Origin of the sequence: Rhodanobacter sp. MP1X3, from assembly GCF_014207165.1 — a bacterium.
In the GTDB taxonomy this organism is placed as follows: domain Bacteria; phylum Pseudomonadota; class Gammaproteobacteria; order Xanthomonadales; family Rhodanobacteraceae; genus Rhodanobacter.
In genome coordinates, this window is record NZ_JACHCO010000001.1 from 227,213 (window position 1) to 245,820 (window position 18,608).

Genomic DNA, 18,608 nt, shown 5'->3' on the forward strand with positions numbered 1-18,608 from the left:
GATGACTCAGGCGAGTGTCGGCATCACGGCTGGCATATCGGCACGCCGGGTCTTGGCCTTGAAATAGAAGGCCGAACTGAGGGTAATCAGCATGCCGATGCTCGACAGCGCAACCACGGTACTGGCATAGAACGCGGCCCACGACAGATGCACGCCGCTGAATTCCTTGAACAGAATGATGGCGACGCTGCCCATATACCCACTGGCATCGGAGATATACATGATGAAACCGACGTTGCCGGCCACCTGGAAACTCGCCAGCATGCGTTCGAAAAACGTGCAGTTGTACGGCACGTAAGCGAGGTACAGGCCAAAACCGCTGCCACCGACCCACCACACCGGATCGATCAGCCCCATGCCGTGCAGCCAGGTGGTGATCAACGCAATGGCGAAGCCGCCGAAAATCATCACGTGGTTGAGCATCAATGCCTTGAAATTATCGCGTACGGCCATCGTGCAGGCGGTGATCAACAACACGGCGATCGCGATCGGTACTTCGGTCTGTGTGAATACCGCCGCGCTGTTACCACGGCCAAGGTCGGCCCAGATCTCGGCCGCGAAATTGTCGCGAAAATCGCGCATCACGGTGAGTGCGACGTACGCCATCACGATCATGACCACAGCAGGTAGAAAACGCGCCAGAAACGCGCTGCGGCTCTTCGCATCCATCGGCATGCGCGCGCTGCGAGCGGCCATATCCTCGGCACTGGGTGCAGGCAAACGTTCGAGCATCCAGGTAGCGAGGCAGAGTGGTGGCACGAACACCAGGCCCGTGACAAAAGGCATCCAGAACTCGCTGACTCCGTACCTCACCATGAGGTATTTGCCCACGGTTTTCACCACTCCGGACGCGACGATAAAGCTGGCGCACATGAAGGCACCCATCAGCTCAGTGCCGCGCCGGCCCTCGATGTAACCGAATATCACGCCCCACACCATGCCCAGCGGCAATCCGTTGAGAAACAGGCAGGCGATATTCCACGGTGCCGGAATCAGCGCAAAGCCAAGCAGCGCCAGCCAGGAAAAGCCGATCAATCCGGCCAGCGCGCGGGCACGATTCTGCCGCTGCATCTCGGCGATCCAGGTAATGCCCCGAACCTTGCTGAGCATGTAACCGAAGACCTGGGCGATGACCAGCCACACCTTGTAATCGACGCCGGCGAAATGCAGGCCGGTAAATTCGGCTGCCGTGAACGGCTTGCGGAACGCATACATCGAGGCATAGGCCAGGAACGCAGCGCCGCCGGCGAGCAGATTGATCGCCATCCGATGACGATATTGGCCAGAAAGCCAGGAGGCGACGCGCATGCAGACAACCCTCGACAGAATGCCGAGCATGTTGTGGCTGCCACATGACAGCGTCGTGGCGATGTCTAGGCCGGAGCCAGGATCTGGCGCTCTACGGAGCAAACATCACGACCCTGCATGCCAAAAGGCGAGCTCGCGCATTGCAGAAACGCTACTCAAGCGTGTCTGGAAAACACCTTATCTCCCCCGTTGGACACAGAGGCAGGGGAGCATGCCTATGCCGAGTCACCCATCAGTGTGACACGCTGAAATTGACTGGGCCGGCCAGGCTGCTGTAACCGTTGTTGTACAAGAAATAGGCGGTGTAATTGCCCGGCGACAGACTTGACGTGTTGAAAGCGACGTTGCCATTGGCCGTGGGAACGGCTTGCCAGACGACCGAGGCTTCAGATCCCGGTGTATCACCAGCGCTATAGATTCCCACCCAATTGGTCGCGCTTGACGTGGCGCTAGTCGCCGAATAGTTGAATACGATGTTTGCACCCTGCGGCACCGTCGATATCGTGGCAGTCAAGGTTGGTGTGGTCGACGTGGGTGTTGCTGGTGCGAACGCATCATTGATCGGCGTAGCGTAGGCGTCGTTGGCGGTAAACGCAGGGAGTCCCAACGCCTGCTCGATGGTGCGGCCCGTGCTGAAGTGGTTGTAACTCACGGAGCTTCCATAACCTGGCCGTACCAGGCCCTGCGAGTCCACCAGAATCGTTGCAATGTGATTGCCCAGCTCAGGAAACGCCAAAGGGTCCGAGGACTCATCCCAGGTAAGGACAAGCAGCGAACGCTGGCTGGTCCATGCGGGAGAGTTGAAGATCGGTTGCAGTGTCTGCTTCAACCATCCGTCTTGTACCTGCAAGCTCAACGACGATCCGTCGCCGGGTGCTTCGCCATCGTAGTAGTCGTCTGCCGCCAACCACGCAAAGTTCGGCGTAGTGGCTGCGGATTGCAGGTCACTGGTCAGTTGCGTCGTATCAAAAAGATGGACTTGGCAGCGCGGTAAATTGTTGCTGATGTCGGTGAAATTGATGAACGGAAGCTCATCGGCTTCGAATTCCGAGTCGTACGTATTGGTCGTGTTGCACGGAGTACCCATGCCCTGCCCATAGCCTTTCCAGGTCTTGCCGACGGCTTCGAGGCTGTCGCCAAGATTTGCCGTAGTGACATGGATGTTCGGGTAATAAATGGCTCCTTCGTCGAAATTGCTGCCGCCCGCGATGGCCAGGTAGTTTTGATCACTGGGATGGTAGGTTCCGCTGTAACCCATCAACAACGTGCCGCGATTGGCCAAGCTGTTCATAAAGGGCGCATCGGTCGTATCGCCGATGACTTGATCGAAGCTGGTGTTCTCCATCATGACCAAAAACACATGGTCATACTTAGGCACCGTAGACACCGGCGCGGTCAGAACCGGTGCGGGTACGGGCGTCGACAGGGTCAGTGACAGATTGTCGGCATAACTGTCGTTGTAGGAGTCATCGGGCGAGTCGAGAAACTGCACCAACACCATGATCGAACGGGTGCCTTTGGGCAGCGTGTTGCTGATCGAACGCGCCAGAAAAGCGTTGCTGTAATTGCGTTGAGACGCGGTCACCGTGGGCATCTGCGCTGCTGATCCCAACGGCAGGCCATTCGCATCAAGAAAAGTCGCGCTTACTTGGGTGTACGCGCCGTAATACTCATAGCCACCCAGCCAGCCGGAGAGCGTGTAAGTCGTCGTACCGGCATCGATAGCCGCACTGGCCATCGATACATCGACGGTTTGAGTCAACGCTGAGTTGCCGTAGGGGCCCGCAGCGATGAAGGCGTTGCCGCGCGCCGGCGTGCTGGGTGTAGTGAAATCACCGACCGAGTAACACACCGCGCTCGGATTGCCCTGAAGTACGGTCCAACCAGGAACAGTCGTGACCGCTTCCCAGTCCGGGGTGCATGCAGCGGCTTCGCCGTCGCCATCAACCAGCAGATTGACACCGGAGTAAGTTGTTGGCGCTGCTGCAGCAATAACGCTGATCGGATACGCCGTAATGACCAACAGTGCTGCACGCAGAGCCGTTCCATGCCATTTCTTCATGGTCAATCATCTGTAGGCGCCCATCATTGGACGACTTAATCTGAAAGCTTTGCACTACGCGCAGATGACGGTTCCTGGACAATTCAACTGCCATGTATGGTGATGAATTACTTCGACTGAGCGCTGCATCAGCCAAGTGCAAACGCCAGTCGACTGCGCGCTGTCGCCAGGTCAACGGCGCGCAGAGATTTGGTGTCGAATGGTTAGCTGCTCGCATTTCCCCAAGGCTATTGGCGCCCGCTTTGCACCTCGATGACTTGCTGGTAACTCGGCCGGTTTTCCCATGGCATGGGCTGGGCAGGCAACGCACTGAAATCGGTTGGCGCGATCTCGTCGTAGGTTTCCACCGTGGCATTGCTGTCGCCGGCCATGTTGGGTAACTGGGTGCCGTTCCAATTGGCCATGTTCGAGATGCCGCCGAGATCGCTGATGGCGCTATCCAGCGCAGCAAGTACAGCATTGCGGCAATCAGTCAGCAGACCGGTGCCGGCGCATTTAAGCGTTTGGTAGTTGCTATGGCCAGGGGTGTTGAGCGCCATTTGCAACATCCGGTACATCGGCTGGTACCAGCCATACTCGTAGGCGGAACCTTGTGCACGTGGAGCGTCCTGGCGACAGAGCAGCACACTGCTGACGCAGCCACCGCTGAGTGATGCGGCGTCCTTATAAGGATCAAGCGCGTTGAGCTGCGAGGTTACCGTGGTCATCAGATGCAGATACCAGGCATCCATCAGTACCACGGCGGGCTGATTGTCGTAGGTGGTTTTGCCAGCGGTACCGAGGGTACGCGAACGGCGCCAGGCACCGAGACCCGGATTGCCGTTGATCCAGGCATTCGAGCTGCCATTCAAGGTGATGCCGTCGGAGGCAACGCCGGCCAGCCAGTTCCGCATTAATGCACCGGCTTGCATCTCGTCAGTGTTAAGCGAACCCTGCTGCATGATCTGCAGTAACAGCGGCAGCAGTTCCTGACCGCGTAGGTCGACATAGCCGGCGTCGGCCATGATTTCCTCGACATTGGCAAAATTGAATTTCTTGCCCGTGGCGAGGAAGTTCTGAAAGCGGACTGGCTCAATGTCGATGCGATGGATCGCGGCCCAATTGTAGTGATCGTCCGCCGCCCACCAGCCGGTCGCCGGCGAGTTGTTCCAGCTGGTGATGAAACCCTCGGGTGGATTCACCACCTGGGGATGCTGGGCGTAGGTCAGGTAGTTCTGCCACTCGTAGTAGCCACCGTTGAGTGGGCCGCCGTTCTTCGCGACCGGCACCGTGCGGCTAGGGAAAGGTACGTCACCACCGGCGCTGCTGAAGTAGCCGGGGTTATTTCGCAGGTAGCTGCTATCGCCGGCCCATTCAAAACGGCCATCGCCCCAGGAGGGCAGTTCCGGCGACTGTCCCGGATCGCGGACCGGCAGCAGACCGGTGGCGATGTAGCCGACATCTTTCTTGTCGACGTAGAGCCAATTGAAAGTGCCGGTATAGCCGTTCATCAGATGCTGGAAACTGCTCGCCCCGTTCACTGTCGGCGTCGAAACGAGTGCGAACATGGCCGTGCCATCCAGCTCACCGAAAAAGTTCGAGCGTTGCAGCGAGATGGCCACCGGCGCGCCATTGACCGTGGCGGTAGCGAACACCGGCCCGTAGTGGGTACGCAGAATGTAGCGATGCACCGCCTGCGGCAACAGCGAGCCGCCGGAAGCATCGGAAGCCAGTGTCGGCGTCGCCGTCCAGCTATCGGTGCGCTCGTAGAAACGGCGACACGACGGTCCCTTGCCGTCACCCAGGTCGTACAGATAGCCGTCAGCGCTGGGGAAGCCATTCACCAGCTTCAACGAAGGCGTCGAGCCATTCATGTTGCACATTTTGGAGACGCGGGTATCGACGATATCGCTGTCGTTGGAGGTCGCGCTCCAGGCATAGTCCACGCCACGGCCGATCAGCGCGTAAGGGATGCCGACGACGCCCATGCCGCGGCCATCAAAGTCCGTCGGTGTGCCGCCGGTGGAGTGCACCGCGAATTCCCAGATCAGGTGAGGTTGAAAGTAACCTATCTGCGGCCCCATCACGCCGATGGGGTGACCATCGACGGTATTGGCTGCCGTCACTGCCATCCAGTTGGACATGCTAAGCGGCATGCCCATGTTGCTCAGGGCATTGTGCAGCTTTGTGTAGGGGCCCATCGCAAGCTGGACCTGCGGATGTTTGCCGAACGGAGATTGGCGCGCTGGCGTCGCTGCCGTGGGCTTGCTCTTCGAGCTGACCAGCAGCTGGGCAAGGGTCTTGATGTTTTCACCGGCGCTGTTGCCACCTTGTCGGCCGTCGTCAAGCAGCATATGCGCCAGAAGCGTTCGGCTGGCGTTATTCGCACTTGCCACGACCGTGGTGGGAGTCGGTGGTAAATTCTCGTTGACGCCGTTGGCGTCGTAAGTATCAAAAACCTGGTAACTGCCCACGTCCCAGATGGCGGTACCTGCCGGCAGGGTCTGCGGGCAAGCTTCATTGAGGGTGGCGGGAGATTCCTGAAAGCGTGCGCTGACGGTGCGCGTGGCCTGTGGGTCGTTGGCATGGCGCAGGTCGCGCCACATTTGACAGGCGGCCACCGGTAGATTCAGGTTGCCGGAGGTGACGGTGGGATCCAGTTGCTGCAAGAAGCTTTCATTGGCGACTTCACCACCGCCGCCGACGGCGAAGATGGACTGAAGTAAAGTGACCGAGGCGACGACGTCGTTGCGAGTAAAGGCCGCGGGTGGAAACCCACCGTTCTTGAGTTCCGCGTATTCCGGTGGAATTTTCGAAAAGTTCTTGCCGAAGATCCAGAGTGTCGAGATATAGGCGTTGATCCCGGCAACGTACCCATCGACGTCCTGCAACATCATTACACCGAGGTTGCCGAATTTGGCCGGAACCTGGTTGACCATCTGCGTCAGTTCGTTCTCGCTATAGCCGGCAGTGTTCGTTATGGCGGCGTCATACTGGTAGAACTCCGGCGCCGGCCCAAGGAACTGGCTGAGCTGGCCGCGACCGAAATGGCGCAAGATGTCGAGCATCCATAGACGATCTTCGGCGGCAGCATAGCCGACACCGAACATGGAGTCCTGGCGATTGCTGGCGGTGATGAAGGGCACGCCCCAGCCATCGCGTTGAATGGTAACCGTGCCGCCGTAGCTGGTGGTCAGGGTCTCGGTGGAAGTCACCGTGTCCGGGGTCAAGCCGTCGTGCTTGAAATAGTTGCAGCCCTGATTCGAGGATGCGACGTGCTGCGAGATATTTGTAGGTGGCGCGCACGGTGTCGTCGTCAGACCTTGCTGTGCGTAGCTGAGATCGCCGTAGAGCGTGGCCTGGTCGTTGTAGTACCAGGGATAGACAGCGGGTGTGCCCGCTACCGGCAGGCCGACGCCACCCGCCGAATTGCCATTGCTGCCGGGGACGGCGATGTTCAAGTAGATGCTGTTGCCGTCGCCCGAAGAACTGCTTTGCGGTGAGCCGAAGCTGTTGGTGGACAAGGCCAGCAGCAACACCATGCCGCCAATAAGACTGCGTTTGTTCATTACCGTCTCCCCGCCAGAGTCCATGCCATGGTTGGTGCATGGAAATCGTTTCCGGCGAAGCGCGATATGGCATCGTGTTCCCCGGCGCCGACATGAATCTTGGCTTTTTCTCAACGCATTCCCGAACGATGCGCCAAGCGGCATGTCTCCCCTCTCATGATGAATCGCCAAGGGTGGGTATGCGTGAGGACAAATCGGGTCGATTCAGAATCTGACCGCCGACACTGCCGCTATTGCTGAAACTGGCTTGCCAGTTCTATCGAAGGTGTTGCCTTGCAGCGCAGCATGAGCGCGGTGTGTGTCGCGTTATTGGGACTAATTAGGTCAATTGAAGATGCCATGCGCTGCTGTGCTCGGCGTCACTTAAAGTGCACCACGATCAACCCATTCAATGGTGCGCACATGTACTTGTTCGCCAGCCGTATGGTGGGTGAGATCCCTATCGCGTAGTTGGCATGTTCGATTGAAATGGTAGTGCCTCACGCAAATCAACGGAGAATGGTATGCGCAAATTCGCAAGCTTGTTCACCCTGTTCGTGCTGGCCATGACGATGGTTTTGCCAACATCGGCTCAGACACTTCCCGGTTCCATCCAATTGATTGCGACACCGGATGGTTTTCAGCTGGGTGCATATGTTTCTGTTCCAACGGGTCATGGAAGCGGGCCATTTCCATTGATCGTGATGCCCTCCAGTTGGGGGATTTCGTACATCGAGTACGTCGGACAGGCCAATGTATTGGCCAACGATGGTTACATCGTGGTTAGCTATAGTTCGCGCGGCTTTGATACGTTTTGTGGGATTAACCCATCGTGTGGATATATCGATATCGCCGGGCCGCTCACCGTAGGTGACGTCAGCACGGTCATCGATTGGGCGCTAGCCCATACCCCGGCTGATCCGAACAACATTGGTGTCTCGGGCATTTCCTACGGCGCGGGAACGGGCCTTCTCGCTGCCGAGCATGACCCACGCATCAAGGCAGTGGCTGCGATGAGCGGCTGGGCCAACCTTGGGGCCTCGCTCGATGCCAATCAGACACCGAGCGCGCAGGGTATTGGGGTGCTGTCACTGGACAGTTACCTTGGCAAGCCCGGACCGTTGGTGCAGCAGATGAACCAGGACGTTCTGGCCGGCAATTTCGAAGGAGCCATTCAGACCGTGCTGCCGGTTGCGGCGATACGTGACCCGTCAAGCATGATCGCTCAGCTCAATACGAATCATCCGGCGGTCTTTCTGGCCAACGATTTCGAGGACAGTCTGTTTGTGCCGAGCCAGCTGATCAGTTTCTATAACCAGCTTACGGTACCGAAGATGATCATGTTTTCGCACGGCGATCATGCGACGGCTGAAGAGCTCGGCGCAGTGGGCCTGCCCAATGAAGTGTATGCCGCGGCAACGAACTGGTTCGATCACTACTTGAAGGGTGTGGACAACGGCGTCAATACCCAGCCACCGGTGCAGCTCAAGTCACAGACCAATATATGGAGCAGCTACGCCAACTGGAATGCAGTACAGCAAGGTGCAGTCACTTATAACCTGACCCAGCCAAGCGGTGCTCTTTTCCCCACGGGTAGCTTGTCATCCAGTGCCAGCAACAGCTGGCAGTACGGCATTATTGGTGGGTATCCGACTACTGCGACGTCGGGTGTGGCAATGCTCAGCGGTGTGCTGACAGGCTACTTGCAGCTGCCTCCAGCGGTCGAGCTGGCTACGATTTTTCGCGCGAACGCCGCCGTCTGGACGGGACCGGTCTTTACCCGAACCCAGAATGTCATCGGACTGCCGTCGCTGCAAATCACGGTAACCCCGAGTACTCCACAGCTCACGCTGGTTGCCTATCTCTACAGCGTCGATCCGTGGACGGGACTGGGCGAGTTGATTAGCCAAAAGCCTTACACCCTTCTCAATGCAACACCGGGTGTGCCGCAGATCATCGACATGAATCTGGAAGCGACAAACTGGGAAATCGATGCGGGTCGGCAACTGGCGTTGGTCATCGATACTGCGGATCTGCGTTATGCCGGTGTCACACCGCTAAACAGCCATGTCACTTTCGGCTCTTCGGCAGCATCGCCTTCGACGCTGACGGTTTCATTGCATTGAAGTAGAGCCCATTCAGCCGGCTCCTTGGCAACACGCGGCAGGGCAGCTTCTTGCTCTGCCGCTAGGGATCATTTCAAAGACTGATAGCGAAGCTGCGGATCGCTACAGTCCGAAATTTGTTTGCAGAACAATCTCACGCATAGCACTCGCTCTGACGAGTGCCACTGCTTTATACAAGCCTCTTCTCAACCGGAGAAGACGCATCGGCACTAGACAACCAGGCGGAGGGGTCTGTTTCTTGTCTGCAGCTTGTGACGCCATTGGCAATCGCCTGAAACGTCTTTGCGTTGTGCTACCCGTAAGCTGGAACGCGGCAGCGGTTAACCCAACCTGGAGAGCTGATGTGAGCGATATCGACGATATCAAGCGGCGGCGGTTTCTGAAAATGACGGCAGGGGCAGCCGGTGGGCTGACGGTCATGTCCATGTTGCCACCGGCCATACGTGAGGCATTGGCGACACCTGCAGCCAAGGTGACCGGCACCATCAATGACGTGCAACACGTCGTGATCTTCATGCAGGAAAACCGTTCGTTCGATCACTACTACGGCAGCCGACCCGGTGTGCGCGGCTTGAACGATCCCGTGCCGCCGCCGCTGCCCAGTACCACGTTGACCGCGAATAACGTGTGGCACCAACCGTACACCGGCAACGCCGCGGGTTACATGCTGCCGTTCCATATGGATACGACGACGACCAGCGCGACCTGCGTCGGCGCGTCGTCGATGGGCTTTACTGTCGATACGGAAATGGTCAACGGCGGCAAGTTCAACGCGTGGAACACGGCCCGCTCGGCAGGCATGGGTATGGGGTTCTATGATCGCAACGACCTGCCTTTCTACTACGCGCTGGCCGACAGCTTCACTATCTGCGACCAGTACTTCTGCTCCGTCCTGACCGACACCAATCCGAATCGCCTGTTCTTGTTCACTGGCAGCAACGGTCTCTCGGTCGGTCAAACGCCGGTACTGGACGACACCGAATCCAGCTCGGGCTGGACCTGGACCACTTATGCCGAGCGGCTGCAGTCGGCCGGCGTCAGCTGGAAGGTTTATCAGGAAACCGACAATTTCGACGACAACGCGTTGGCGTGGTTCGCCAACTTCAAGAACGCCGCATCCGGATCGGCGCTCTACGATCAGGGCATGGCTACGGTTTCGAACATCGTGACGGCCTTCCAGAGCGACGTCACCAACAACACCTTGCCGCAGGTATCGTGGATCGTCGCACCGAGCACGTTATCGGAGCATCCAAGCTACCAGCCGCCGGATGGTGAAAACCTCAGCGCGCAACTGATCGCCGCGCTGGCTTCCAATCCCAGCGTATACGCCAACACTGTCTTCATCCTCAATTACGACGAGAACGGTGGCTTCTTCGATCACATCCCGCCGCCGTGTCCGCCTTCGAGCATTCAAGGCGGTCTGTCCACGGTCAGCACGGCGGGCGAACTCACCACGGTCAACGAGTCGGGTGGCACTATCAGCTCCTCGCCGATCGGCCTCGGCTTCCGCGTACCGATGATCATCATTTCACCGTGGACTTACGGTGGCCGGGTATGTTCGCAGGTGTTCGACCATACCTCGGTATTGCAATTTCTCGAGCAGCGTTTCGGTGTCACCGAGCCCAACATCAGCGCATGGCGCCGTGCAGTCTGCGGCGATCTCACCTCGGCATTCAATTTCAGTGGCGACAATACAACCTGGCCGAGTCTACCTTCGACCGCGAACTACGTTTCACAGTCGAGCACGGAATGCTCCACGCTACCCGCCCCGACGGTGCCGACCACGCAGACCATGCCGACGGGCGAATCGGGCACCTATCCGGCGTGTGCGCTCCCGTACATTTTGGATGCTCAAGGCAGCATCAACATCTCGGCAAATCAGTTCGACATCAATTTCATCAACAACGGCACGGTTGGCGCGGTCTTTCAGGTCTACGCATTCAATCGCAGCAGCTACTCAGGCCCCTGGACTTACACCGTGGGAGCCGCCGACAGCGTCTCCGATTACTGGAATGGCAGCGTCTTTACCAGTGGCACCTACGCACTGGAAGTGCATGGACCGAATGGCTTCATGCGTCATTGGCAGGGCAGCGCCAAGTCGGCTTCGGTGATGCCCGAAACAAAGATCACCTATAACCCCACCGGCAACAGCATTCAGTTGACCATGACGAATGCGGGCACAAGTAGTTGCACGATGACGGTCACTAACGGCTACAACACCGAAGATGTGCGCATCTATACGGTGAAAGCCGGCGGTAGCGTGAGCGATACCTGGAACCTCGGCAGCAACGCCAACTGGTATGACCTCAAAGCGACCGTTTCCGGACTGAGCAACTGGTCACGGCGTCTGGCCGGCCATATGGAAAACGGCTTGAGCAGTACCACCGAACCGCCGCATTGAGTGAGCAGAAACATCAGGTGCCGAGGCAGCCCGTGCCGAGTCTTGATGGGCTGCCTCGACTTGTCCTTGCGCAGATACACTTGCAAGCAAGGCAAGGTGCGATGAAATCTCACAAACATCTCAGGCAGGCGTTGCCGCCCTTCGAGACTTAGGCAAATGAATCGCAACAAGTGGACCACTGCGGTCGCGTGCCTGCGCGATTTGCACTCAAAATTTGGTGCCTGGCAACTTTTTCTCCTGGCTGCGCTGATTCTTTTCAGTGTTCAACGAACCTGCGCCGCAACCGACTTTTACGTTGATCCTGATTCAGCTCCTGCCAGATGGGCGCTTAGCCATCCCGGAGACCCGCAGGCCACACGGATCAAGGAATTCATTGCCGACGTACCCATGGCCCGCTGGTTTGGCAACTGGAGCGGCGATACGCGCAAGGCGGTCGAAGCATTCGTGGATGCGGCTGACGAAGTGCATCAGATGCCTATCCTTGTGACCTACAACATTCCCGACCGTGACTGTGGAGGGGATTCGGCCGGCGGTGCCGCCAGCGCATCGTCGTATCGTGACTGGATCAATGCGTTATCGCGTGGCATTGGCGGAAAGAAAGCCATCGTTGTGATCGAGCCCGACTCGCTTGCCCAACTCGGTTGTTTCAAGACCGATGAGAGACGGAATACGCGACTCGACCTGCTGCATTATGCGGTATCGCAGCTTCGCCATAACGCGCCGGCGGCAGACATCTATCTCGATGCGGGAAATGCGCACTGGATTGCCGCGGACGTCATGGCGCAGCGCCTGCATGCGGCGGATATAAGCGACGCGAAAGGATTCTCATTGAACGTATCGAATTTCTATAACACCGATCGATCACTGGCTTATGCCAATGCAGTGAACGTCGAATTGGGAAAATTATTCGGCTATAGAAAATCCGTCATCATCGACACGAGCCGAAACGGTAATGGGTCGATTGGCCAGTGGTGCAATCCCGCCGGGAGTAAAATCGGCATTCGGACGGGTTACGTTTCCAATGACGTGCTGCTTGCGTGGATCAAGGCGCCTGGCAATTCCGATGGTGCCTGCGGAATTGCCCCGACGATACGCGCCGGAGTCTTTAGCCCAGAGTTGGCCAATCGGCTGATCGATGGACGTTGAATGTAAAGAAAATGACTCAGCCATCGGTCACCTCTACTTCTGAGTGACTCGGAAAAGCGCGGACACGACAGCACCGTGCTTACCCAAGCAGTTGGGCAAGTAACAGACAGACGTTCTATGGCGACGCCATCACCGGACGTGTCGGAACGGCACCACTCCTCACTGCAGCAATCCACGCATCGATACGTGTCTCGAGCACATCCAGTGGCAGTGCGCCGCCACTCAGGATCTGATCGTGGAAAGCCCGGATATCAAACCGATCGCCGAGTGCCTTTTTCGCCCGCTCGCGCAGTTCGAGCATTTTCAGCTGACCGACCTTGTAGGCCAGTGCCTGGCCCGGCCAGGTGATGTAACGGTCGGTCTCGGACTGGATATCTGATTCATCCACGCTCGAATGGGCGCGGAAAAAATCCACCATCTGCTGGCGCGTCCAGTGTTTATAGTGCACGCCGGTATCCAGCACCAGGCGATCGGCGCGCCACAGCTCACCGGTTAGACGGCCATAGTCGGACAGCGGATCCTTGTAGAAGCCGATGTCCTTGCCGAGGCGTTCGGCATACAGCGCCCAGCCTTCGATGTAGGCGGTGTAATCCGCTTGCTGGCGAAACGGCGGCAATCCGGGCAGTGTCTGCGCGATCGAAAGCTGCAGGTGATGACCGGGGATGCCTTCGTGATACGCCACCGATTCCATATCCACCGTGGTGCGGTTGGCGAAGTCGCCGGTGTTGACGATGAGCTGGCCCGGCCGCGAACCATCCGGCGTGCCCTGTTGATACGAAGCGATCTGGAACCCTTTTTCGCGCCAGGCCTCGACCGGCACCACCTGGAGCTGAGTCCGGGGCAGCAAGCTGAATAGTTTGGGTAACTGTGGCTGCATCTGCGCAATGAAGCCGCGATAGCGGTCGAGAATGTCCTGGCGCGATTTGGCATGTACTTTCGGATCGCTCTTCAGTGCCGCGCGAAAGCTGGCCAGGTCGCGGTAACCCTGCGCTCTCGCTATGACCGTCATCTCCGTTTCGATGCGCTTCACCTCGGACAATCCGAGCGCATAAATCTGCTCGGGGGTTTGCCTGGTGGTGGTCATCTGCTCGACGTCGAAGCGATAAATCTCGTCACCCTTGGGCAGCTGCCATATACCCGGCTGGCTGCGCCCATGCGGCGCATAATCCGTCGTTACGAATTCACCCAGCTTGCGATAAGCAGGCCGCACATCGTTGTCGATTGCGGCGATGATCGCGTCACGCAGACGCTTTCGATCGACCGCCGACACGCTATCTGGAAAATGCTGCAGTGGACTGGCGAAGGCGCTGTCGGCACCGGCTGGCTTGGCGATGCCGTCGATCTGCACGGCCACTTTTTCCAGCAGAAACTGCGGCGGCATCAAGCCGTCGCGCATACCTTGCCGCGCAACTTCCGTGGTCTGCTCCAGCACGCTAGGAATCGCCTTAAGGCGAGCCAGGTAATCTTCGTATTCCCTGGTGCTGTCGAACGGAATCGAGCTGATCAAGCCGGGCAATTGCAGCTGCACGCCGTGATGGTAATCCAGCGGCATTTCGTACAATTTCAGATCAACACCACGCAGATTTTCCTTCAGTTGTCGCACCATCAACTGCTGGTTGAGTTTCTCTTCTTCCGGGAAACCGGCGGTATCGATCGCCTCGAAGCGCTTGAGGAAATCCACCGTTACTTTGCGCTCGCTTTGCACGTGTGCCAGCGAGGCATCACTCCAGCGGTCGTTGTAACGCAGATCGCCAAGGACAGTGGCGGATTCCGGATTTGTTTCCAGTTGGTGCTGCCACTGTTCAGCCAGCAGCGCATCGAGTTCCTTCACCCGCTGCGATACGTCTGCATCTGCGGCCTGTACCGGCACGATGCAAACCACGCAGCTTAAAAAGACGGCGAATACCGACCATCGTTCGACCTTCATCGTATTCTCCAAATCAAGGTTTCTCAGCGTCCGTTACAAGCCGACGCTGCAATGGCTCTTGTTTCCACGAGGCTTGTGACTGTGGCATCGGCTGATTTTCAACGCGTTGCCATACGGACACGGCGACGCTGTCGCTGCCAGGCTGGGCTGGCACCTGATAGCTCAGTTCGTCGCCGGACAAGATGTAAGGCCGGACTTGCACGGTTCCGTTCCAGCGCTGGATGTAGGACAGATCGATGCGAAAGGTAATGGTGTGCGCTGCAGGATCGAGGCTGACGTGGCCATAGTGCGTGCTGGCAAGCTCGGAAGGCTTGAATTCCTTGCGCACTCCCTTCTCGTCGGTAGCGAAGGTCGCCTCATTGCTACGGAAGACTTGCAGGGAATAGCTGCCCCCCGTAGCGATCACCAAAATGCCCTTGGGTTGCGATCCGAAGCCAAAGGTCTTGTTGCCGTCCTTGTGCAGGTCGTATGCCGCCTTAAGGGTCCAGGTGCCTGCAAGTGATGGTGTCGTGTTGCCGTTATCCGCCGCGGTAGCGATAAAGCTGGCGAACAACGTCGATAACAAAAGTCCTGACAAGAAACGCATTCGGCGTGCTCCGTTACATAGTGCAAAACATCGTAGAGAACGCGGGTAAGTCTCGACAGATGCAATCCGATATTTCTGAGATGCGCATCTTCAATACCGCCGAGGCGGCTCATATCATTTTGCGATGGCTGAAATACGTGGACAAGGATGTTTCGGCGCACGGTTGCAAACTACCCTTTGCTCATCTGCTGCGGAGGAGGTTATCGCGCATGAGGCATCCAAATCACAAACCGGGCAAAACAGAGACGCAACACGTGCTCCCATGGTGGGAGGGACCTATGCCTCTGGTAAAAGCGAATGCTTCACTGCGTCTATTCACGAGACTCATTGAGTTTCGACGAGCGAAACGTGCGAGAAATCGCAGCTCCTTGTCAGGGAACAATGTTGACCTCGATCGATAGTTCGTTTCGGCCGCGTCGTCAGGCCTGAGCCAGGCTCTTGAAGGCTATACCCAGAATATGCAAAGCGTTGCGTGAGCGACGATCATTGAGAGCGGTATACAGCACCGCTTCCTGGGTGGGTAATGCGGGCAGCGACAACAGGGGGCCGATATCGGTGGTGCCTGCAGGTGCTGCCCGTCGCGCTAGTACGGCAATAGCAAGTCCGGCCGCGGCCGCTGCACCGACCACGGAAGCACCTTTGCCGATGAAGACTTCCGACCAGGCAATGCCGGCTTGATCGAGCGCTTGTACCGCTCCTGCCCGAATACTGCATGACTCGCCTTGCGTGGACAACGGCAGTGGCTCGCCAACCCGAGGCTGCCAGTTCACGGCTGCAATCCATGCGAATGATTCTGTGAATAGCACATCACCATTGCGTCGCTGTTCGCTTGCTTGAAGCACCAGCGCGGCGTCCAGTGCCCCCGCTTCGTAGGCTTGACTGATTTCGCGTGAGCCGGCCACGCGTAACTCAATCACCAGGTTCGGATCATGCTCATTCATGCGTCGTAGCAGAGCCGGTAACTCGCTACCCACGAGCTGGTGGCTGATCCCGATCACAAGGCGGCGCTGCTCCACATCAAATGAAGCGACGGCTCGATCATGTGCGCCAACCAGTTCGCGCGCTGCATTGAGAAAGGCAGCGCCCTCAGCAGAGAGGCGAACTTGCCGCGGCGTGCGCTCAAGCAGGCGTCGACCCAAGTGTTCTTCCAATCGCCTCAGCTTGATGCTGACGGCTGATTGGGTGCTATCAAGCGCCGCCGCGGCTCGTGTAAAGCTTTGCAGTTCGGCGGTCAGCACGAAAGCCTTGACGGCATCGAGATCGAGCTTCTTCATGCGAAAGTCCGTTGCCAGGCGAAATGATTAAGGGGACGCCAAGCGCATCCTGGATGCACTTGGCGGCAATCCAGGCCTCGCCCATGCTGGGCAAAGTATACGGCCCTGCGCTTTTTAAAGCCCCGAGATACAAACCTATCATTTCGCAATGGTGCAAGGACACCGATGAGCAGAACTCCTTGAAATGCTATGCGTAAATGGACGATGAGAGTTGTCCGACTGACTTGCGTCCAATGACTGTCAATGACTCGTTACAGCTCCAAGGAAGATAAAGCTCAGTTCATTAGCTTTGGTTTGCGGAATTTCAGCACGAACTGGTCCGTGTGACCTCGAATTTCCGGCGCGAAGACAATCTTCTCGTGATTGTCCTGCGGATTGCTTAGCAGGTCACTGCGGGCCTCCAGTACAAAACCTGCCGCCTGCGCTTGTGCGATGACGATAGCTGGGTCGATCCGGTGCAGAGTCTTGCTGTCGTGCTCGTTTGAACCTGCCTTGGCGACGTGATCGATGACTATGTAAATCCCGCCGGGCTTTAACGCCTTGAATGCCGCGACATCCATCGTGGCTGTCTCTTCGGCACCGCTCTTGCCGGCAACCGCAAAGACGCTGACGGCGCCATAGACATCGTGGTAATTCTGCGAAGTCCAGATGACGTCGAGTGGCTCATCCGCGCCGATGCGATCATAGGGGCGAATCAGCAGAGTGGTATTGCTGTATGCGGGGTCGGCAATCAATGCCTTGATATCGTCGAGCTTCTTCGGAACTCCCTGGGCCAAGCTATCTGGAACGACAGCGTAGACATGCCCCTGTGGTCCGACGATTTTGCTGAAGATACGTGTGAAGTAGCCTCCCCCTGGGATCAGATCAACCACCTTGTCGCCGGGCTTGATGCCGGCAAAAGCGACCAGTTCGGCTGGTTTGCGATCAGGGTCCCGCTTCGTATCGGCCGCCGGCCGTGCATGATCGGCAATCGCTGCAGACACATATGCCGGTAACACTTGCGCGTCGGCATGCGCCAGCGTGGTGGTTCCGAGCAAGAGGAAACTAAACAGTACAAGTTTTTTCATGGGTGGTATTGCTCCGTAGTGGGTAGGGCGAAGCTCGTATGCATTAGTTGGTCAGGCGGCGCCATACCACGACGCCTCGTGCTCCCTCGGGCGCACCACTGGTCGGTTTGGCCACGGAGTAAGTCAACTGGTTGCCCTGAAGGATGTACGAAGTATTTCCATCCTTGCCATCCCAGTTCGGATAAGAGGCATGTGCGATATGCGTATGCAACTGGGCGCCATCCGCACTTACCCATCCGTAATGCGCATTCGTGTCCAGTGACGCCGCCCGATATTCATCGGATGTGCCCTTGGATTTGTCGTTGGCAGCAAAGCGTCCGCGTTCAGCACGCACAATCTGCATCATGTAGTGCCCTTGAGCATCAATGATCCACAACCCTTGAGGATTCGGCCCATACAGTTCCACGAGTCGACCGTCTGGATAAACGTTGTCGCAACGTACCAGGGTCCATGCGCCAACCAGCCACGCCGGGACCCCCTCGCGCGTGGCCATGGGCGTTTCTAATGCAGTTGTGGTGGCGTCAGCGCGCTGTACCGCTTTTTCGGACGCGGTTGTGCTGGCTTCGACACCGCCCGTACTTGACATCAATGCCAACCCACAAAGCACGAGAATCATTTTGCATCGACGCATGGAATCGCCTCACCCATGGGGGAGAGCTAAGCCTAGCCCTCTGCCATACATCGATAAATCCATCTCCCCCATATTTCAGCCATTACAAAATGACATGGTCATTTCATCAATGCGCTCGCTCTCGAAGCGGTATAACTTCGTAGCCAAGCCGACACCATCGTGCCGATCAACGTAACTGGGTTGAGGACGGGTACGGCGGCCGGGCATGGTCACTTCGCTGCGCGTCGCCATCGAGCAACGTCGCGATAACACAAGGAAGCGTGGCGATCGATGCGATCCGGGCGTGACCGTTCGGTGTGAACGTCTGACGTGTGGGGCCCTTATTGGGCATCACATAGCTTGTGCGTAGCAGCTGCACGATCTGACCAACCGCCGGCGGCTCGGCGTGACTGAAACAGATTTCCAGCTGCGAGCCGGTGACATGGGTCACCCAGCCGTCGGTATATGGATCTACGGTTTGCGCCGTAGTGTGTGACGGCACGATTAGCATCGCTGCGGTGAATGAGAAAACGGTCGTAAGATGTTTCATGGTCGTTTGTCCTTTGAAGTAAAA

The 18,608-nt window shown here is 57.7% G+C and carries 12 protein-coding genes; 3 read left to right on the forward strand and 9 right to left on the reverse strand.

The genetic code is table 11. The annotated features are described in order from the left end of the window. Positions 1–6 precede the first annotated feature (6 nt). From HDE79_RS00975 to HDE79_RS00985, 3 genes are all read right to left on the reverse strand, one after another. Entirely contained in the window at positions 7–1,308 is a 1,302-nt protein-coding gene (locus HDE79_RS00975; RefSeq protein ID WP_184600061.1) for a DUF5690 family protein, read from the reverse strand. A gap of 232 nt (positions 1,309–1,540) precedes the next feature. Next, positions 1,541–3,370 (reverse strand): alkaline phosphatase family protein, encoded by a 1,830-nt coding sequence (locus HDE79_RS00980; RefSeq protein ID WP_184600062.1) that lies wholly within the window; start codon positions 3,368–3,370, stop codon positions 1,541–1,543. Positions 3,371–3,597: 227 nt separating this feature from the next. Then, positions 3,598–6,918: a penicillin acylase family protein gene (locus tag HDE79_RS00985; protein WP_184600063.1), complete on the reverse strand. Its 3,321-nt coding sequence runs from the start codon at positions 6,916–6,918 to the stop codon at positions 3,598–3,600. Between the two features lie 503 nt (positions 6,919–7,421). On the opposite strand from HDE79_RS00985, the gene HDE79_RS00990 reads away from it, so the two are divergent. The 3 genes from HDE79_RS00990 (at position 7,422) to HDE79_RS01000 (ending at position 12,570) form a co-directional block, all read left to right on the forward strand. Continuing rightward, the gene (locus HDE79_RS00990; protein ID WP_184600064.1) at positions 7,422–9,023 is read left to right on the forward strand and encodes a CocE/NonD family hydrolase; all 1,602 of its coding nucleotides are present in this window, start codon (positions 7,422–7,424) and stop codon (positions 9,021–9,023) included. Positions 9,024–9,366: 343 nt separating this feature from the next. Continuing rightward, positions 9,367–11,424: a phospholipase C, phosphocholine-specific gene (locus HDE79_RS00995; protein ID WP_184600065.1), complete on the forward strand. Its 2,058-nt coding sequence runs from the start codon at positions 9,367–9,369 to the stop codon at positions 11,422–11,424. A gap of 156 nt (positions 11,425–11,580) precedes the next feature. Next, entirely contained in the window at positions 11,581–12,570 is a 990-nt protein-coding gene (locus tag HDE79_RS01000) for a glycoside hydrolase family 6 protein (RefSeq protein WP_255488201.1), read from the forward strand. A gap of 115 nt (positions 12,571–12,685) precedes the next feature. On the opposite strand, the gene HDE79_RS01005 is transcribed toward HDE79_RS01000, so the two are convergent. The 6 genes from HDE79_RS01005 to HDE79_RS01030 all read right to left on the reverse strand — a co-directional run bounded on the left by HDE79_RS01005 (position 12,686) and on the right by HDE79_RS01030 (position 18,584). Next, complete coding sequence (locus tag HDE79_RS01005) at positions 12,686–14,497, reverse strand: DUF885 domain-containing protein (protein ID WP_184600067.1); 1,812 nt, start codon at positions 14,495–14,497, stop codon at positions 12,686–12,688. 13 nt (positions 14,498–14,510) lie between these two features. Continuing rightward, positions 14,511–15,083, reverse strand: a complete 573-nt coding sequence (locus HDE79_RS01010) for a lipocalin-like domain-containing protein (RefSeq protein ID WP_184600068.1) — start codon at positions 15,081–15,083, stop codon at positions 14,511–14,513. Positions 15,084–15,502: 419 nt separating this feature from the next. Continuing rightward, entirely contained in the window at positions 15,503–16,357 is an 855-nt protein-coding gene (locus HDE79_RS01015) for a LysR family transcriptional regulator (protein WP_184600069.1), read from the reverse strand. A gap of 275 nt (positions 16,358–16,632) precedes the next feature. After that, on the reverse strand, positions 16,633–17,340 hold the full coding sequence (locus HDE79_RS01020; RefSeq protein ID WP_343205889.1) for a methyltransferase: 708 nt from the start codon (positions 17,338–17,340) through the stop codon (positions 16,633–16,635). Positions 17,341–17,467: 127 nt separating this feature from the next. After that, positions 17,468–17,917, reverse strand: a complete 450-nt coding sequence (locus HDE79_RS01025; protein ID WP_184600071.1) for a lipocalin-like domain-containing protein — start codon at positions 17,915–17,917, stop codon at positions 17,468–17,470. Between the two features lie 304 nt (positions 17,918–18,221). Then, the gene (locus HDE79_RS01030; protein WP_184600072.1) at positions 18,222–18,584 is read right to left on the reverse strand and encodes a hypothetical protein; all 363 of its coding nucleotides are present in this window, start codon (positions 18,582–18,584) and stop codon (positions 18,222–18,224) included. Between the last annotated feature and the right edge of the window lie 24 nt (positions 18,585–18,608).

Coding starts and splice junctions, on each gene's coding strand:
- HDE79_RS00975 (WP_184600061.1), bottom strand. CDS start 1,308: ATGCGCGTCGCCTCCTGGCTTTCTGGCCAATATCGTCATCGGATGGCG.
- HDE79_RS00980 (WP_184600062.1), bottom strand. CDS start 3,370: ATGAAGAAATGGCATGGAACGGCTCTGCGTGCAGCACTGTTGGTCATT.
- HDE79_RS00985 (WP_184600063.1), bottom strand. CDS start 6,918: ATGAACAAACGCAGTCTTATTGGCGGCATGGTGTTGCTGCTGGCCTTG.
- HDE79_RS00990 (WP_184600064.1), top strand. CDS start 7,422: ATGCGCAAATTCGCAAGCTTGTTCACCCTGTTCGTGCTGGCCATGACG.
- HDE79_RS01000 (WP_255488201.1), top strand. CDS start 11,581: ATGAATCGCAACAAGTGGACCACTGCGGTCGCGTGCCTGCGCGATTTG.
- HDE79_RS01005 (WP_184600067.1), bottom strand. CDS start 14,497: ATGAAGGTCGAACGATGGTCGGTATTCGCCGTCTTTTTAAGCTGCGTG.
- HDE79_RS01010 (WP_184600068.1), bottom strand. CDS start 15,083: ATGCGTTTCTTGTCAGGACTTTTGTTATCGACGTTGTTCGCCAGCTTT.
- HDE79_RS01015 (WP_184600069.1), bottom strand. CDS start 16,357: ATGAAGAAGCTCGATCTCGATGCCGTCAAGGCTTTCGTGCTGACCGCC.
- HDE79_RS01025 (WP_184600071.1), bottom strand. CDS start 17,917: ATGGCCACGCGCGAGGGGGTCCCGGCGTGGCTGGTTGGCGCATGGACC.
- HDE79_RS01030 (WP_184600072.1), bottom strand. CDS start 18,584: ATGAAACATCTTACGACCGTTTTCTCATTCACCGCAGCGATGCTAATC.